Source organism: Isoptericola halotolerans (assembly GCF_003003075.1).
In the GTDB taxonomy this organism is placed as follows: Bacteria; Actinomycetota; Actinomycetes; order Actinomycetales; family Cellulomonadaceae; genus Isoptericola; species Isoptericola halotolerans_A.
This window is the reverse complement of the sequence record NZ_PVTX01000008.1, coordinates 166,882-182,252: the sequence shown is the minus strand read 5'-3', so window position 1 is coordinate 182,252 and position 15,371 is coordinate 166,882. Positions and strand designations below refer to the sequence as shown.

General features: G+C 71.6%; 16 protein-coding genes. 12 read left to right on the top strand and 4 right to left on the bottom strand.

What is annotated here, in order from left to right; translation table 11 throughout:
- Positions 1-26: 26 nt before the first annotated feature.
- Positions 27-1,028 carry a LacI family DNA-binding transcriptional regulator gene (locus BCL65_RS12780; RefSeq protein ID WP_106268609.1) on the bottom strand — a complete coding sequence of 334 codons (1,002 nt, stop codon included), beginning with the start codon at positions 1,026-1,028 and terminating at the stop codon, positions 27-29.
- 128 nt (positions 1,029-1,156) lie between these two features.
- Here BCL65_RS12780 and BCL65_RS12775 point away from each other — a divergent pair, with 128 nt between their 5' ends.
- The 3 genes from BCL65_RS12775 to BCL65_RS12765 are packed head-to-tail and all read left to right on the top strand — an operon-like array spanning position 1,157 to position 4,368.
- Positions 1,157-2,476: an ABC transporter substrate-binding protein gene (locus BCL65_RS12775; RefSeq protein WP_106268607.1), complete on the top strand. Its 1,320-nt coding sequence runs from the start codon at positions 1,157-1,159 to the stop codon at positions 2,474-2,476.
- A gap of 6 nt (positions 2,477-2,482) precedes the next feature.
- Entirely contained in the window at positions 2,483-3,496 is a 1,014-nt protein-coding gene (locus BCL65_RS12770; RefSeq protein WP_106268605.1) for a carbohydrate ABC transporter permease, read from the top strand.
- A complete protein-coding gene (locus tag BCL65_RS12765; protein ID WP_106268603.1) occupies positions 3,493-4,368 on the top strand; it encodes a carbohydrate ABC transporter permease in 876 nt (291 codons plus the stop codon). Before BCL65_RS12770 ends, BCL65_RS12765 begins: the two co-directional genes overlap by 4 nt.
- Here BCL65_RS12765 and BCL65_RS12760 read toward each other — a convergent pair.
- Positions 4,358-6,004 (bottom strand): GH39 family glycosyl hydrolase, encoded by a 1,647-nt coding sequence (locus BCL65_RS12760; RefSeq protein ID WP_106268601.1) that lies wholly within the window; start codon positions 6,002-6,004, stop codon positions 4,358-4,360. The two genes, BCL65_RS12765 and BCL65_RS12760, sit on opposite strands and share 11 nt — an antisense overlap.
- A gap of 423 nt (positions 6,005-6,427) precedes the next feature.
- Between BCL65_RS12760 and BCL65_RS12755 the strand changes: the two genes are divergently transcribed.
- The 4 genes from BCL65_RS12755 (at position 6,428) to BCL65_RS12740 (ending at position 8,863) form a co-directional block, all read left to right on the top strand.
- Positions 6,428-7,153 carry a DUF998 domain-containing protein gene (locus BCL65_RS12755; protein WP_165800018.1) on the top strand — a complete coding sequence of 242 codons (726 nt, stop codon included), beginning with the start codon at positions 6,428-6,430 and terminating at the stop codon, positions 7,151-7,153.
- Positions 7,153-7,521 carry an ArsR/SmtB family transcription factor gene (locus BCL65_RS12750; protein ID WP_106268598.1) on the top strand — a complete coding sequence of 123 codons (369 nt, stop codon included), beginning with the start codon at positions 7,153-7,155 and terminating at the stop codon, positions 7,519-7,521. The genes BCL65_RS12755 and BCL65_RS12750 overlap by 1 nt, the downstream gene beginning before the upstream one ends.
- The gene (locus BCL65_RS12745) at positions 7,518-8,033 is read left to right on the top strand and encodes an SRPBCC family protein (protein WP_106268597.1); all 516 of its coding nucleotides are present in this window, start codon (positions 7,518-7,520) and stop codon (positions 8,031-8,033) included. The genes BCL65_RS12750 and BCL65_RS12745 overlap by 4 nt, the downstream gene beginning before the upstream one ends.
- 89 nt (positions 8,034-8,122) lie before the next feature.
- On the top strand, positions 8,123-8,863 hold the full coding sequence (locus BCL65_RS12740) for an alpha/beta fold hydrolase (protein ID WP_165800017.1): 741 nt from the start codon (positions 8,123-8,125) through the stop codon (positions 8,861-8,863).
- Positions 8,864-8,893: 30 nt separating this feature from the next.
- Here the strand turns inward: BCL65_RS12740 and BCL65_RS12735 are convergent, their stop codons facing one another.
- Positions 8,894-10,078 carry a N(5)-(carboxyethyl)ornithine synthase gene (locus BCL65_RS12735; RefSeq protein ID WP_106268593.1) on the bottom strand — a complete coding sequence of 395 codons (1,185 nt, stop codon included), beginning with the start codon at positions 10,076-10,078 and terminating at the stop codon, positions 8,894-8,896.
- A 167-nt stretch (positions 10,079-10,245) separates the two neighbouring features.
- On the opposite strand from BCL65_RS12735, the gene BCL65_RS12730 reads away from it, so the two are divergent.
- Both BCL65_RS12730 and BCL65_RS12725 read left to right on the top strand, forming a co-directional pair.
- On the top strand, positions 10,246-11,418 hold the full coding sequence (locus BCL65_RS12730) for a MarP family serine protease (protein WP_106268591.1): 1,173 nt from the start codon (positions 10,246-10,248) through the stop codon (positions 11,416-11,418).
- 163 nt (positions 11,419-11,581) lie between these two features.
- A complete protein-coding gene (locus BCL65_RS12725; protein WP_106268589.1) occupies positions 11,582-12,082 on the top strand; it encodes a YfbM family protein in 501 nt (166 codons plus the stop codon).
- Between the two features lie 6 nt (positions 12,083-12,088).
- On the opposite strand, the gene BCL65_RS12720 is transcribed toward BCL65_RS12725, so the two are convergent.
- On the bottom strand, positions 12,089-12,502 hold the full coding sequence (locus BCL65_RS12720) for a VOC family protein (RefSeq protein ID WP_106268587.1): 414 nt from the start codon (positions 12,500-12,502) through the stop codon (positions 12,089-12,091).
- Positions 12,503-12,603: 101 nt separating this feature from the next.
- On the opposite strand from BCL65_RS12720, the gene BCL65_RS12715 reads away from it, so the two are divergent.
- The 3 genes from BCL65_RS12715 (at position 12,604) to BCL65_RS12705 (ending at position 15,348) form a co-directional block, all read left to right on the top strand.
- On the top strand, positions 12,604-13,569 hold the full coding sequence (locus tag BCL65_RS12715; protein ID WP_106268585.1) for a helix-turn-helix transcriptional regulator: 966 nt from the start codon (positions 12,604-12,606) through the stop codon (positions 13,567-13,569).
- 83 nt (positions 13,570-13,652) lie between these two features.
- Positions 13,653-14,849 carry an NAD(P)/FAD-dependent oxidoreductase gene (locus BCL65_RS12710; protein ID WP_106268583.1) on the top strand — a complete coding sequence of 399 codons (1,197 nt, stop codon included), beginning with the start codon at positions 13,653-13,655 and terminating at the stop codon, positions 14,847-14,849.
- A gap of 37 nt (positions 14,850-14,886) precedes the next feature.
- Entirely contained in the window at positions 14,887-15,348 is a 462-nt protein-coding gene (locus BCL65_RS12705; RefSeq protein WP_106268581.1) for a hypothetical protein, read from the top strand.
- The last annotated feature ends 23 nt before the right edge of the window (positions 15,349-15,371 follow it).

The following is a 15,371-nucleotide window of genomic DNA, read 5'->3' as shown; positions in this document are numbered from 1 at the left end:
CCCACAGCGGGTCTCAGGCGGTGCCGTCACTTTGGACGGCGCGTGCTTCCGCGCTCTACCAGAGCGACGTCGCTGACGACGTGTTCCGGCGCGGCACCCCGGTCCTCGAGCTGCCGTCGCAGGAGGCGCAGCGCGTGGGCCACCATCGCGTCGTGCCCCGGGTCGACGCTCGTCAGGCCGGGCGAGACGTGGTCCGAGATCCGCAGGTTGTCGAACCCGACGACCTGGACGTCGTCGGGCACGCTGCGGCCGGCGTCGCGCAGTCCGGCCATGGCGCCGATGGCGATCTCGTCGGTGACGCCGAGGACACCGTCGACGGCGAGCCCGCCCGCGACCCGCTCGGCGATCGCGGCGCGTGCCTCCGCGATCGAGAACGACTCCAGGGGGATCACCAGCGCGGGGTCCGGCGCTAGCCCGGCCGCGTCCAGCGCGTCGGCCCAGCCCTGCGCCCTCGACGACGCCATGTCATGGTGCGGCGTGTCGAGCCGGCCCCCGAGCACGGCCACGCGCCGTGCTCCGCGGGCCACGAGGTGCTCCGTCGCGAGCCGTGCCCCGGCCACGTTGCCCATCTTGATGCTGTGGTACCGATCGGGCACCTCCTGCTCGCCGAGCAGCACGATCGGGACGTCGGTGCGGATGCGGTCGAGGTCCGCGAAGTCGAGGCCCACCGCGCTCAGCAGGACGCCGTCGTACTGCTGGAGCCGCGCGAGCGAGAGGGCGGAGAGCTCCCGCTCGCGGGTGGCGCCGGACTGCTCGACGACGAGGTGCAGGCCCTCGGGGGCGAGAGCGTCGGAGACCCGGGCGGCCAGCTCGCTGTAGTACTGGTGGTCGAACCGGGGCACGATGAGCCCGACGGTGCCCGTGCGCCCCGTGCGGAGTCGTCGCGCGGTCAGGTTGATCTCGTAGCCGAGCTCGTCGACGACCTCGAGCACGCGGATCCGCGTCTCGGCCCCGACGTTGGGGCGCCCGTTGAGGACGTTCGAGACCGTCATCACGGAGACCCCGGCGGCCCGGGCCACGTCGCTCATCTGGGTCGTCCGCTTCTTTCCCACGACGGGTCACTCTGCCAGGTCGGTGCGGGCGCGCACATCTTGTCCCCGGGAGCGGCAGGGTTTAACGTTACACCTCGCCAGACAACCAAGGGAGATTGTCAACGATGACCACCACCAACCGCCGCAAGGCCGCCAGCACCGCAGCCGGCGTCCTCGCGGGCGTGCTCGCCCTGTCCGCCTGCTCCGGAAGCCCCGAACCCGGCGGTACCGAGGTCGCCGAGGGCGAGCCCTACACGCTCACGGTGTGGACCAACTACACGACCGGCCCCGGCAAGGCGTGGTTCGACGACGTGGCCGCCCAGTACGAGGCCACGCACGAGAACATCACCGTCGAGGCCCAGCACATCCAGAACGAGGAGGTCGACGGCAAGCTGCAGACGGCGCTGAACTCCGGCGACGCACCCGACGTCTTCATGCAGCGTGGCGGCGGCAAGATGAAGGACATGGCCGCCGCGGGCCAGCTCGCCGATCTCACCGGCACCGCCGTCGACGCCCCCGAGCTGCGCGAGCAGCTCGGCGACGCCGCGTACGAGGCGCTGACGATCGACGGCCAGCTCCTCGCCGGCCCCCAGCTCATCCAGCCCGGCGGCATCTGGTACAGCCAGGACCTGTTCGCCGAGGCGGGCATCGCCGAGACACCCGAGACGATGGACGACCTGTATGCCGCCGTCGACCAGCTCAAGGCCGCGGGCATCACGCCGATCGCCCTCGGCGGCAAGGACGCGTGGCCCGCGGCGCACTGGTTCTACTTCTTCGCGCTGCGCGAATGCTCGCAGGAGACGCTGACCGCCACGAACGAGACGCTGGACTTCTCGGACGAGTGCTACCTCCAGGCCGGCCAGGATCTCGCGGACCTCGCGGCGGTCGAGCCGTTCAACGAGGGCTTCCTGTCCACCTCCGCCCAGCAGGGTGCCAGCAGCTCCGCCGGCCTCCTCGCCAACCACCAGGCCGCGATGGAGCTCATGGGCGCCTGGCAGCCCGGCGTGGTCACCTCGCTCACGCCCGACGAGGAGCCGCTGCCGGACCTCGGCTGGTTCCCGTTCCCGCAGCTGCCCGACGGCGGCGGCGACCCCGGTGCGTTCATGGGTGGCGGCGGTGGCTACTCGTGCTCCGCGACCGCCCCGAAGGACCTCTGCGCGGACTTCATCGCCCTGATGAACTCCCCGGAGAACCAGGAGACGTTCTACGAGGCGTTCGGCACCATCCCGCTCAACAAGGAGGCGAAGGACGCCGTCACCGAGCCGTACAACATCCAGATGATGGAGGCGCTGGACAGCGCCACCTACGTCTCCGACTGGCTCGACACCAACTACGGGCAGAACGTCGGGACGGCGCTCAACCAGGCCGTCGTCGAGCTCCTGGCGGGCAACACCGACGCCGCGGGCCTCGTGCAGGCGATCACGGACGCGGCGGCCAAGGGCTGACCCGGCATGAACCACGCTCCGACCGCCGTCGTCGACGTGCCCCCGGAGCCCCGGCCGGCCGGTGAGGGTGCCACCCGTGCGCCCTCACCGGCCGCTCGGCCACGGAGGACCCGGCGCCTCCCGTGGGGCAAGTGGGCGGAGATCGCCCTGCTCGCCGGCCCCGGCATCGTCGTCTTCGTCGCCTTCGTGATCTTCCCCGTCGTCATGGCGGCCTACTACGGGTTCTTCCGCTGGAAGGGCTACGGTCCGCCGACGGACTTCGTCGGTCTCCAGAACTACCGGCTCATCCTCACCGACCCCGTCTTCCAGGACGCCCTGGCGCACAACGGCTTCATCCTCGTCATGTCGCTCGTGCTGCAGGGCCCGGCGGCGATCGGCATCGCGCTGCTGCTGAACAAGCGGATGCGTGGCCGGGCGCTCATCCGGGTGCTGATCTTCGTCCCGTACGTGCTCTCGGAGGTCATCGTCGGCATCGGGTGGGGGCTCATGCTGCACACCACGGGCGCGATCAACGACCTGCTGACGCGCGCCGGGCTGGAGGGGCTGACCCGTGACTGGCTGGCCGACCCGGACGTGGCGATCTGGTCCCTCATGGCCGTCCTGGTCTGGAAGTACATCGGGTTCGCCGTGATCCTCATGCTCGCGGGGCTGCAGAGCATCCCCGAGGAGCTGCACGACGCCGCCGCGATCGACGGCGCCTCCTACTGGAAGGCGCAGCGCTACATCACGTTGCCGCTGCTCGGACCCACGATCCGGATCTGGGCGTTCCTGTCGATCATCGGGTCGTTGCAGCTCTTCGACCTCGTGTACGTGATGTGGGGGCAGTACGTGGCCGCGACCGCGGGCACCTCGACGATGGCGACGTACATGGTCGTCAACGGCCGGATCTCCGGCAGCTACGGGTACGGCAACGCCGTCGCCGTGGTCATCTTCCTGATCTCTCTGACCATCGCGCTGGTCTACCAGCGCTTCGTCCTGCGCCGCGACACCGCGGGCGCGCTGACCGGAGGTGCCTCGTGACGACCACGACGACGCGGCAGGCGACGCCGCAGAAGCTCAAGACGTCGCACGCGAGCGGGGGATGGGGCAGCCCGACGGCGTACCTCGTCGCGTTCGGGCTGGTCGGGGTGTGCCTCGCCCCCGTGCTCTACATCGTGCTCGGCGGCTTCCGGACGAACTCGCAGATCATCCAGTCGGCGGCCGGGCTGCCGGACCCGTGGCAGATCGACAACTACCTCGGCGTGCTCACCGGCGGGATCTTCTGGCAGCAGATGGCCAACTCGCTCGTCGCGGGCGTCGGGACGACCGTCGGTGTCGTGGTCCTCGGGCTGGGGGCGAGCTACGTCATCGCGCGCTACCCGTTCAAGGCCAAGGAGGCGATGTACTCGCTGTTCGCCGCCGGGCTGATGTTCCCCATGACTGTGGCGATCACGCCGCTGTACATCCTGGTGCGGAACCTGGGCCTGACGAACACGCTCGCCGGCATCATCCTGCCGCAGATCGCGTTCGCGCTGCCCGTCACGGTGATCATCCTCGTGCCGTTCCTGCGGGCGATCCCCCGGGACATCGAGGAGGCGGCGTCCATCGACGGCGCGAGCCGGCTCGGGTTCTTCGCCCGCATGGTCGTGCCCCTCTCGATGCCCGGGGTCGTGACCGTCGGCATCCTCGCGTTCGTCGCGAGCTGGAACAGCTACATGCTGCCGCTGTTCCTCCTGAGCGACGACGCTCTCTACACGCTGCCGCTCGGCGTCCAGGCGTTCGCGTCGCAGTACTCGACGGACACGGCACGGGTGCTCGCCTTCGTGTCCCTGTCCGCCATCCCGGCGCTGGTCTTCTTCTCGCTGTTCCAGCGGCGGATCGTGGGCGGTCTGACCGGAGCGGTCAAGGGCTGACCTGGCGGGCGGGCGCGACGGAGGCGACCGCCCAGGCGGGAAGCTCCAGGTCGATCTCGAGCACGCCGTCGTCGCCGACGACCAGGGTGCTGCGGCGCAGGTCGTCGGCGGCGGTGCGCAGCTCGGCGGTCTGCTCGCGCGAGAGGTTCAGCGGTGACCCCATCCGGTACCAGGCCTCGGCGACGTTGCCGTGCTCCCAGTCGAGGATCTCGACGGTGAGCTCGGTGCCGGGGGCGAGCCCGTCGACGGTGTGGCGGACCCTCCGCGACGGGCCCAGGTCGGCCAGGGTGCGTGTCTGCGCGTACGACTCCCGCGACTCCAGCCCGGCGTCACCGTGGTCCGCGGGGTAGTTGAAGAAGATCGCGGAGATCTCGCCCGTCGCCGACGAGCGGGTGATCGCGCCGTCGGGCAGCTCCTGGAGCATCCGGTCGCCCAGGCGGGCGAGCATCGCCATCGCGTGGAAGGTGGGCTTGTGCAGGCCCTGCTCGTTGACGAGCCCGAAGCCGCCGTGGAACGGCCCGATGCCGGCGCCGCCCTCCTCGAAGACGTCGGTGAAGGTCCAGTAGGCGATGGACTGCGCCAGGGGAGCGCCCTGGAGGAACGCCCGGACGATGTACGGCGCCGCGAACAGCGTGTCGTGGATCGCGTCGCGGCTGGACGGGGAGGTGGACCACTCGGTGATGTGCAGCTCGGCGTCGGGGTACGGGCTGTCGGCGACGATCTCGCGCAGCAGCCGCAGGTCGCGGGAGGTGGCGTCGACCTGGCGCGAGATCGCCCTGCCGCGCCCGGTGGAGTCGGCGGCGTAGTCGGTGGGGTACAGGTGCGTCGAGAGGAAGTCGACGGGAACCTCGCGCCGCGCGCACCACGCGACGAACTCGCGGATCCATACCGGCTGCCAGTCGAGGGCGTCCGGGTCCGGGGCCTCGGCGGTCGCGACCTCGAGCGACGGCGCGTGGTACTCGCCGGCGTAGCGCGCGTCGGGGACGAACACGCTCGTCGAGGGTCCGCCCACCGTCAGCCGGCTGTCGATCTCCTTGATCGCCGTGGCGGTGGCCTCGTAGAGTTCGAAGTACTGGGTGCGCGTGCCGGTCCAGAAGTGGGGGACCAGGTTGGGCTCGTTCCACACCTCGAACCGCCACCGGCGCACCTCCTCAAGGCCGTAGCGGTCGATCCAGTGCCGCACGGTCGTGCTCACGAGCTCCACCCACCGGTCCATGTCGTTCGGCGGGCTGCAGTGGGCGCCCCACCAGAAGACCGTCTCGGTCTCCGTGGCCAGCTCGCGCGGCATGAACCCGAGCTCTACGAACGGGCGTGCCCCGGCGTCGAGGATCGCGTCGAACACCTTGTCGACGTACGCGAAGGTGAACACCGGTTCCGGCAGCTGCTCCGCAGGGCCGAAGCCGCCACCGTTGCTGGTGCGGTAGACGAACATGTCGTCGTGGAACAGTCCGTGGAAGCGCACCTGCCGCACCCCCAGGACGTCGACGGCCTCGCGGAAGTGGGCCTGCCAGTCGGCGCGCAACGCCTCGTTCGCGCGGCCCGCGCCGACGCACTCGTTCCAGACGTGCCGCAGCGGGACGACCGTCGTGGGCCGGCCGTCGACGAGGATCCCGGACGAGGGCGTGCTGAGAGACATGGAGCTCCTTCGGTCGGCAGGGCGGGCGGACGTGCACCGCGGTGCACGAGCGACACGCGAGTTTAACGTTACATCTGCGGTGTGGGCGAGGTCCGGCGATCCCTCGCAGGAGCTACCCCGACTGCCCGCCTGCGGGTGATTCGCCCGGACGCGCGCGCTCGTAGCGTCGGTGCAGGTCACCGGTCCGCGCGGGCGCACAGCGACGGAGGCGTCCCCTGAGCGCGACGAGCACCACGCGGCCAGCTCCCAGACGACGCCGGGGGAGCGATCGGCCGCTCCCTCCGGTTCCCCCTCACCTGGATGCTCGGCGGTGTCGGCGTCGGCGGGGTCGCGAGCCTGGCGGCGCAGTCGCGTCGTGCTGAGGGCACCTGAATCAGGTACATGCGATTGCCTATATATATAGATGCATGTATGTTAAGTGCCATGGCCCTCCAGAAGACCGAACCCGGACGGATCCGCCCCCGAGCGGCGAAGCTGTCGATCACGTGTGCCGTCGCTGCCGTCCTGCTGATGACGTTCGCCCAGGTCACCCAGCCGGCCGTGGCCCCGAGTTGGCAGCCGCCGAGCGAGCTGGCTCTGGGGGCGACCGGCTGGGCGATGACCGCGGGCTTCGCCCTCCTCGGTCTGGCCTGCCTGCTGCTGTTCGCCGCGCTCCGCGGGCAGTCGGCCTCTCGACCGGCTCGCACCGGGCGCTGGGCCCTGCTGCTCGCTGCTGCGGGCGGCGTGCTGGGGGCGGCCTTCCCGACCGACCGATGGGACGCGGCCGAGCCCACCGCGGTCGGGACGGTCCACAACGTCGCCCCGGTGCTGCTGGACGCCGTCCCGGTGGCTGCGGTCATTCTCGGCATCTCGCTCGTCCGCCGCAGCGAAGGGTGGCGTCCTGTGCGCTGGTGGTTGTGGGCCGGAGCGGTACTGGTTGTCGGCGCGGCCGTCATCCTGTCGGTCAGCATGGGGCTCTTGATGCCCCCAGGCGGCGGCCTCGGCCCTGAGGTGGCGATCGGGTGGCAAGCGCGGGGGCTGCTCGTCGCAGACGCCGCGTGGGTAGCGATCACCGCAGGCTGCTCGCTCGCGGTGCTCAGGGCGTCGCGAGCGGCCGTCCATGTTCCGGAATCGGCCGATCGAGCACACCACAGAACGGGAGCAGCCTGATGACCGACCATCCATCGCCATCGAACCTCGCGGTGCTCTCGGCGCTGGCTGAACCGAACCGGCTCGCGATCGTCAGCCTGCTCCGGGAGGGGCCGCGTGCGGTGGGTGACATCGCCGCCCGCATCGAGATCGCCCAGCCGCATGCGTCGCGCCATCTGCGCATCCTCGCCGACGCCGGTCTGGTCAGCGCCCGGCGCGAGGCCCAGTCGAGGATCTACCGGCTGGAACGCTCCCCGTTCGCCTCGCTCGAGAACTGGCTGGACACGTTCTCCGCCGTCTGGGAAGAGCGCGCCGACCGGCTCGGCGACTACCTCGAGCACCTCGACGAGGACTCCTCGGACACCCGCCGACAGGAAGGAACGTCATGACCGCGATCGTCGACCGCGACCACGCGAACAAGCAGCTCACCGTCCAGCGCTCCGTACGAGGCGCTGCCGCACTGGTCTGGTCCTGCTGGACCGAGCCCGGCCACCTGCGCCAGTGGTGGGGACCGAGAGGTTGGCGGTCGGACCACTTCGAGCTCGAGCTCCGCCCGGGAGGGGTGTGGCGCTACCGGCTCCGTCCTGACCGGGAGCACGGCGCCGACGAGGAGCACTGGGGCAGGGCCGTCTACGACGTGGTCGACCCGTACTCATCGCTGTCGTTCCTCGACGGCTCGTGCACCCCGGACGGCACCCCGATCCCCGGCACCGACCAGCCCACGCACGTCTCGATCAAAGAATCCGCACCAAGTCGATGCGAGGTCAGGATCGTCGTCCGGTTCCCCTCGGTCCACGCGCTGGAGCAGGCGGAGCCGACCGGCATGGTCGACGGCTTCACCGGAGCACTCGCCCGGCTGGACGAGTACGTCCGGCCCGGATCAGGAAAGGCACGATCATGAGCAGTCCGACCGTTGCCGCTGAGAGCCGGACCGTGGCCTCCGCCGACGGGTCGACGATCGGCTACGAGGTCTCCGGACGTGGCCCCGCCGTGGTCCTGGTCGCACCGGCGCTTGCCGACCGGACCGACCACCGGCGGTTCGCTGCCCTCCTGGCACAGGACCGGACAGTGATCAACTACGACCGCCGGGGCCGAGGGAGCAGCAGCGAAGCCTCACCGTGGACCGTAGACCGTGAGGTCGAGGACCTCGCCGCCCTCATCGATGCCCACGGTGGGTCTGCCGCCCTCTTCGGCGCGTCGTCGGGCGCCGTGCTCGCGCTCGACGCCGCGAACAGCCTTGCCACCAGGGTCGAACGGGTCGTGGCGTTCGAACCGCCGGTGATCGTCGACGACGGTCGCTCACCGGTCCCCCGCGAGCTGAGCCACGATCTGGATCAGCTCGTCCGTGAGGAACGTCGGAGCCAGGCGTTGACCCACTTCATGCGCGAAGCGCTCGGAGCCCCTGCGGCCATGGTCTTCGCGTTGCGGCTGATGGTCCCGGCCTGGCGTCAGATGACCGCGATGGCTCACACGGCCGCGTACGACGTCCAGCTGTGTACCGGTCTCCAGGACGGTGCACCGATCCCGGAAGATCGCTGGACGAGCATCGACGCCCCGGTGCTGGTCCTCGTGGGGGAGAAGAGCAAGGGATGGGCGCATGCCGGCACGCGGGCGGTGGCCTCGGCGACCGGTGGGTGTGTGGTGACGGTCCGACGAGCCCATCACGGCACGCCCGCCGTGCGGCCGGAGGCGATCGTCACGCACGTGAGTGACTTCCTCCAGGAGGGGTAGCGGCGTCGGCCATCCGGGACGAGACCGTGGTCAGCCGGTCACGGCGTGCGGATAGCTCGGCTCGCGCCCTTGGAAGCTCAGGATGCTCGGGTTCTTGATCGTCCCGTCGTGGATCTCGATCGCGCGCGAGACGGTCAGGCTCCTCGCCCACGACGCCGGCCCTTCCAGCACCGTGCGCAGGAACGGCAGCAGTGCCTCGCTGATCTCCCACGTGGCCGAGTTCCACAGGTACGACGGGGTGTGGTCGACGGCGTAGTAGCTCACCCCGCGGCCGACGGTGAACATCGGCTCGTCGAACGTGGTGGGCCGGGCGAACTCGAACCCCATGCCCTCGTCGCACGAGACGTCGACGATCAGGCTCCCCGTGGCGAAGCCCTCCAGGTCCTGCGTCCGCAGGTAGGTCAGCGGGGCGGAGACGTCCTGGAGCGTGCAGTTCACCACGATGTCGTGCGCGGCGAGGAACTCCGGGAGCGTGACGTCGCCGTCGGCGGTCGGGACCGTGGAGAGGTACGCGGCGCCGTCGTCGGTGTGGAGCTGGGTGATGTGCGCGCTGTGGATCGGCGAGCCGACCGCCGCGACGCCACGTTGGGTGAGCACCTGGATGTCGTGGATCCCGTGCGCCTTGAGCGCGGTGACGGCGCCTCGTGCCGTCGCGCCGAAGCCGATGACGACGGCGCTGAGCCGCGGCCCGTAGTCGCCGGTCGAGCCGGTCAGCGTCAGGGCGTGCAGGACGGAGCAGTAGCCGGCGAGCTCGTTGTTCTGGTGGAACACGTGCAGGCTGAACTCGCCCTGGGACGTCCAGTGGTTCATCGCCTCGAAGGCGATCAGCGTCAGCCGGCGGTCGATCGCCGACTGCGTCATCCCGGCGTCCTGCACGCAGTGCGGCCAGCCCCAGAGCACGCGACCCGCGGGGATCGCGGCCACGTCCGCCGCCTGCGGCTTGGGGAGCAGCAGCACGTCGGCGGACTCGATCACCTCGGAGCGGTCCGCGACCCGCCCCACCCGCGACTCGACGTAGCCCGGCTCCAGCCGGAAGTCGGCGGCGTAGCCTCGCTCGACGATCATCCGCGCGCGCAGGTCCGGGTCGATCCGGTCCAGGTGGTGCGGGTGGATCGGCAGCCGCCGCTCGTTCTCCATCGACGAGGCGGCGAGCAGCCCGAGGCTCAGCAGCGAGCCGGCGGGGGCGGCGACGGACGGGCCAGTGGTGCCGGACATCCGGTCTCCCATGATCGGGGAACCCAGGTCAGCTCCTGTCCGGAGTCTACGCCGGGCTCGGAGACCAACCGGGCCGGCGGGGCGCAGGCCCGGCACCCAGGGAGTCCCCAGGCGGACCACGTATCCTCAGCGGTCCTCGCCACCCAGCCCGCCCGCGGAGGCCGCCCGTGACCCTGCTCGACCTCGTGCTCGTCGTCGTCCTGATCTTCGCCCTGGTGGCGGGCCTGGGCCGCGGGCTGCTGGCCACGCTCGGCGGTCTCGTCGGGCTCGTCGTCGGGGGAGTGGCAGCGTTCTTCGTCGTCCCGCTGGTCGTCGGCGCGCTGCCCGAGCCCCAGTGGCGCGGGCCGGCCACGGTGATCCTCGCCGTCGTGCTCCCGCTGCTGGGGGCGTCGATCGGGTCGAGCGTGGGTCACGGGCTGCGGCGACAGGTCGACCGCACGCCGCTGCGGCCGCTCGACCGGCTGCTCGGCGGGGCCGCGAGCCTCGTGGTGGCGGCGCTCGCGCTGTCGTTCGTCGGCACCGCCGTCAAGGCGACCGGCATGCCGGTCGTCGCCTCCGCCGTGTCCTCGTCGACGGTGCTGCGCACCATCGAGGACCTCACGCCGGCGCCCGTGAGCCGCACGCTCGCCACGGCACGCGCCGCGGTGATCGACGACGGCATCCCGCAGCTCGACGGCCTGCTCGACCCGCGCCGCACGACGGCGGCGCCGACGGTCGACCTGGACGGCCCGGCGCTCGAGGCCTCGGCGCAGTCGGTGGCACGCATCTGGGGCACGGCCTACGCCTGCGGCACGGGCATCACCGGGTCCGGGTTCGTCAGCTCGCCGGACCGGGTCGTGACGAACGCGCACGTCGTCGCCGGCGTGGAGCGGCCGCTCGTCGAGCTGCCGGGCCGACCCGCCGAGGAGGGCCGCGTCGTCTACTTCGACCCGCAGGCCGACCTCGCCGTCGTCGCCGTGGACGGGCTGGACGGCGACCCGCTGCCTGTCGCGCCGTCGCTCGCTCCCGGTGACCTCGCGGCCGTCCAGGGCTACCCGCACGGCGGTCCCTTCACGTCGGTGGGAGCCGAGGTGCTCGACGCCGGCACGGCCCGGATCCCGCAGTCCGGAGGCATGGGCGGCGGCGAGCGCGACATCTACGTGCTGGCCACGTCGGTGTACCCCGGCAGCTCCGGCGGACCGGTGCTGTCCACGGACGGTGATGTCGTCGGTGTCATCTTCGGGCGCTCCGAGAGCGGCGAGGCCATGGCGTACGGCGTGACCACCACCGAGCTGATGCCGGTCGTCGCGCAGGCACCCGACCTGGACGCCCCGGTCACGCCCGGCACGTGCGCCGCCTGACGTAGCGCCGGCGGCCCCCTGTTGGCTACGTGCGACCTGGGCCCGGATCGGCGCGCGAAACTTGTCGTATCTCACAGTCTTGGTCGACGGTTTGGGTGGTGAGGGCGGTTCCGCACCTTTTGCCCGGCCTGCGGGAACGCCGCGACCGCTACGGTCGCGGGCCATGGGGATTCACTGCGAGTACGCGCGGCTCGCGGCCGCCGACCTGGACCGAGCCCGATCCGACGCGGCCTGGGCCGCCGAGCACCTCGACGCGCTCGCCGAGGAGTGGGTCGAGCTCGACCTGGAGCCGGAGCGTGCCCGGTACTTCAGCGTGGGCCGGGCGTGGGGGCCGCTGCACGCCTTGCTCCGCGAGCGCGAGCCGGCCGTCGACGTCGTCCACGGCGGCACACCGCTCGGCCTCGACGGCGGGCTCGGCCCCGTGCGGTCGCTCGCGCCCGACGAGGTGCGGCGGGCCGCCGACTTCCTGAGCTCGACGCCCTTCGCGAGGCTCGCCGACGGCTACGACATGACGCAGCTCTGCGACAGCGAGGGCTGCCCGGACCCCGCCGAGCACCTGGCCGAGGAGCGCCCGCAGGTGCTCGGAGAGCGCTACGACGAGCTGCGGCGGTTCTGCACCGCCGCGGCCGAGGCGGGCGACGGCGTCCTGCTCATGCTCAACTGACGGGCCTCACCCACGCCGCGAGGTGAGCACCTCGAGGTAGTGCGCGTTCTCCATCACGCCGAGCAGGTTGCCGAACGGGTCGACGACGATCGCCGTGACGAACCCGGGACCGCGCTCGGTCGGCTCGTCGTGCCCGACCGCGCCCAGGGCGAGCAGCCGTGCGTACGCCGCCTCGACGTCGTCGACCGCCCAGTACGCCACGGCGCCGGCCGGCTCCCCGGTGCGCGCGACGGGTGCGAACCGGCGGTCGAGGATGCCGAGCTCGTGCTGGTAGTCGCCGATCCGGAACTCGGCGTAGGCGAGCGTGCCGTCGGCGTCGCGTCCGAAGTACGCCTCGGTGCCGAGCACCTCGGCATACCAGTCGCGGGCCGCGGTGACGTCGTCGGCGAAGTACGTGGTGGTGGTGAGTCCGCGCAGCATGGGAGTCCTCCAGGGTCGGGCGGCGCCCGGTGACGCCGTCGAGACCATGCTGGTCGCCAAAGTGCTCACCTCCTGACCGCTTTTCGTGGGACTCTCGACAGGTGCGTGCCGACCGACTCATCCAGGTGCTCCTGCACCTGCAGTCGAGGCCACGGGTCACCGCGGCCGAGCTCGCCGCCGCGCTCGAGGTGTCGGTGGCCACGGCGCGCCGCGACCTGGAGGCGTTGTCCGCCGCCGGGGTACCCGTGTACCCGCAGCGCGGCCGGGGCGGTGGGTGGTCGTTGCTCGGCGGTGCCCGGACCGACCTCAGCGGCCTCACCGCACCGGAGGCTCGTGCCCTCTTCCTCCTCGCCGGCCCCGCGACGGCCGCGGACGGCGAGGCGAGCAGCGCGCTGCGCAAGCTCGTCCGCGCGCTGCCCACGCCGTTCCGGGCCGAGGCGGAGGCCGCGGCCGTCGCCACCGTCGTCGACGACCAGCGCTGGGGTGCTGCCGCTCGGCAGCGGGCGCTGCACCTCGACGCCCTGCGGGAGGCCGTCGTCCGGCGGCGACGCGTCCGGCTGCGGTACACCGGCGCCACCGGGCGGACGTCGGACCGCGTGGTCGACGCGTGGGGTGTCGTGGACAAGGACGGCACCTGGTACCTCGTCGCCGGGACGGAGCGCGGGCCGCGCACCTACCGGGTCGACCGCATCGCCGAGGCGGAGGTCACCGGTGAAGCCGCCGAGGTCCCGGCCGACCTCGACCTCGCCGCGGTGTGGGCGCGGGTCGTCGAGGAGGTCGAGGCGCTGCGCTCGACGACATGGGCCACGGTCCGGGTCCCGGAGCGACACGTCGGGGTCCTGCGCGCCCAGTTCGGGCGGCACGTCGAGGTCGAGGTCGTGGCGGGCGACGGTATGGCCGACGACGGCGTGGCCCGCGTCCGCGTCGGCGCGCCGACGCCGCTCGACGTCGCTCGCCACCTCGCGGGCTGGGGCGACGGGATCGTGGTGGAGGGGCCGCCGGAGGTTCGCGCCGAGCTCGCCCGGATCGGTGCCGAGCTCGTGTCGCGGTACCTCGGGACCCGATGAGGACCAGCGCGACCTCGCGCCGGTGCGGTCGCCCGGTGCTAACGTGAAAGTACCGGGGGGACCGTCCGGCGAAGGAGCCCGTGATGTCCGCTCGTGTCCTGGTCCTCGGTAGCAACTTCGCCGGGTTGACCGCCGCTCTCTCCATCAGGTCGCACCTCGGCCGGGACGCCGACGTCACCGTCGTGGCGCCGTCGGACAAGTTCGTCTTCAACCCGTCGCTCATCTGGCTGCCGTTCGGCCGCCGGGGGCGTACCGACGTCTCGTTCCCGGTCGCTCCCACGCTCGAGAAGCGTGGTGCGACCTTCGTGCACGGCGCCGCCACCTACGTCGACCCCGAGGCCCACCGGGTCGAGACCACCGAGGGGGATCTCGACTACGACTACCTCGTGATCGCCACCGGCTACCGGAACGACCTCGACGTCGTCCCCGGGATGTCCGAGACGCCCACCATCACCACGCTCCCGGACGCCGAACGCACCTACGACGCCTGGCGCCGGTTCCTCGACCACCCGGGTGACGTCGTCATCGGTGCGACCCAGCGCGCCAGCTGCTTCGGCGCGGCCTACGAGTTCCTGTTCAACACCTCGTACCAGCTGCGCCGGGCCGGCCTGCACGGGAAGGTCAAGCTCACCTACGTCACCTCCGAGCCCTACGCAGGCCACTTCGGGATCGACGGCATGCCCGGCGCCAGGACCTTGATGAAGATGTTCGCGAAGAAGGAGGGCATCACCGTCGAGGCGAACCAGTCGATGTCGGAGATCCGGCCCGACGCCGTCGTGCTCGACGACGGACGCGAGCTGGACTACCGGTTCGCGATGATCGTGCCGCCGTTCCGTGGCCAGGACTTCCTCGCCAAGACCCCGGACCTCGTGGACGCCGGAGGGTACGTCCCCGTGCGGCCCACCTACCAGTCCGAGCGCTGGGACGACGTGTACGCCGTCGGCATCGCCGCGGCCGTCCCCGTGCCGTGGACCACACAGGTCGCCACGGGCATCCCGAAGACCGGCTTCCCCAGCGAGCAGCAGGCCCACGTCGCGGCCAAGAACATCGTCTCGCAGGTCCGCGGCGAGGAGCCGACGGTCGCCAAGGAGTTCGCCAAGATCCCGGCGTTGTGCGTCATGGACGCGGGCAACAACGGCGTCGCGATGGTCGCCGACCACATGCTGCCCCCGCGCAAGGCGGCGGTCATGGTCCCGGGACCGCAGAACCACGCGTTCAAGGTGGCGTTCGAGAAGTACTCGCTCGCCAAGATGAAGGCCGGCCGGGTGTCGCTCCCCTGACACCACCGTGCACGTGACCACCAGAGGTCGACGTCTCATGGACGCTCCGTCGAGCGACAGCCCCACCGGGCCAGGCACCACCGCGGCTGCGCGGCGCGTCGGCTACGTCCTCGGCGTGCTCGTCAACGTGCTCCTCCTCGTCCTCGTGCACGGGTGGCCGGGATGGGAGTCCGTCCCGTTCCTGACGCCGGAGACGGCCGAGGTGCTCGGCGAGGTCGACGCCGCGATCGTCGTCGGCATCGTCGCCAACCTCGGGTACCTGGTCGCGGACCCCCCGTGGCTGCGCGCGCTGGGTGACGTCGTGACGGCCGCGGTCGGACTGGTCGCGACCATCGCCGTGTGGAACGTCTTCCCCTTCGAGTTCACCGGCCAGACCTTTCCCTGGGACACCGTGCTCCGGGTGCTGCTCGTCGCCGGGATGGTCGGCAGCGTGGTCGCGATCGTCGTGGCGCTGGTCAGGCTGGCCCGGGGCAGCAGGACGCGGAGCCCGGCCCGGTGACCGGGCGCGGGACGCGATCACGA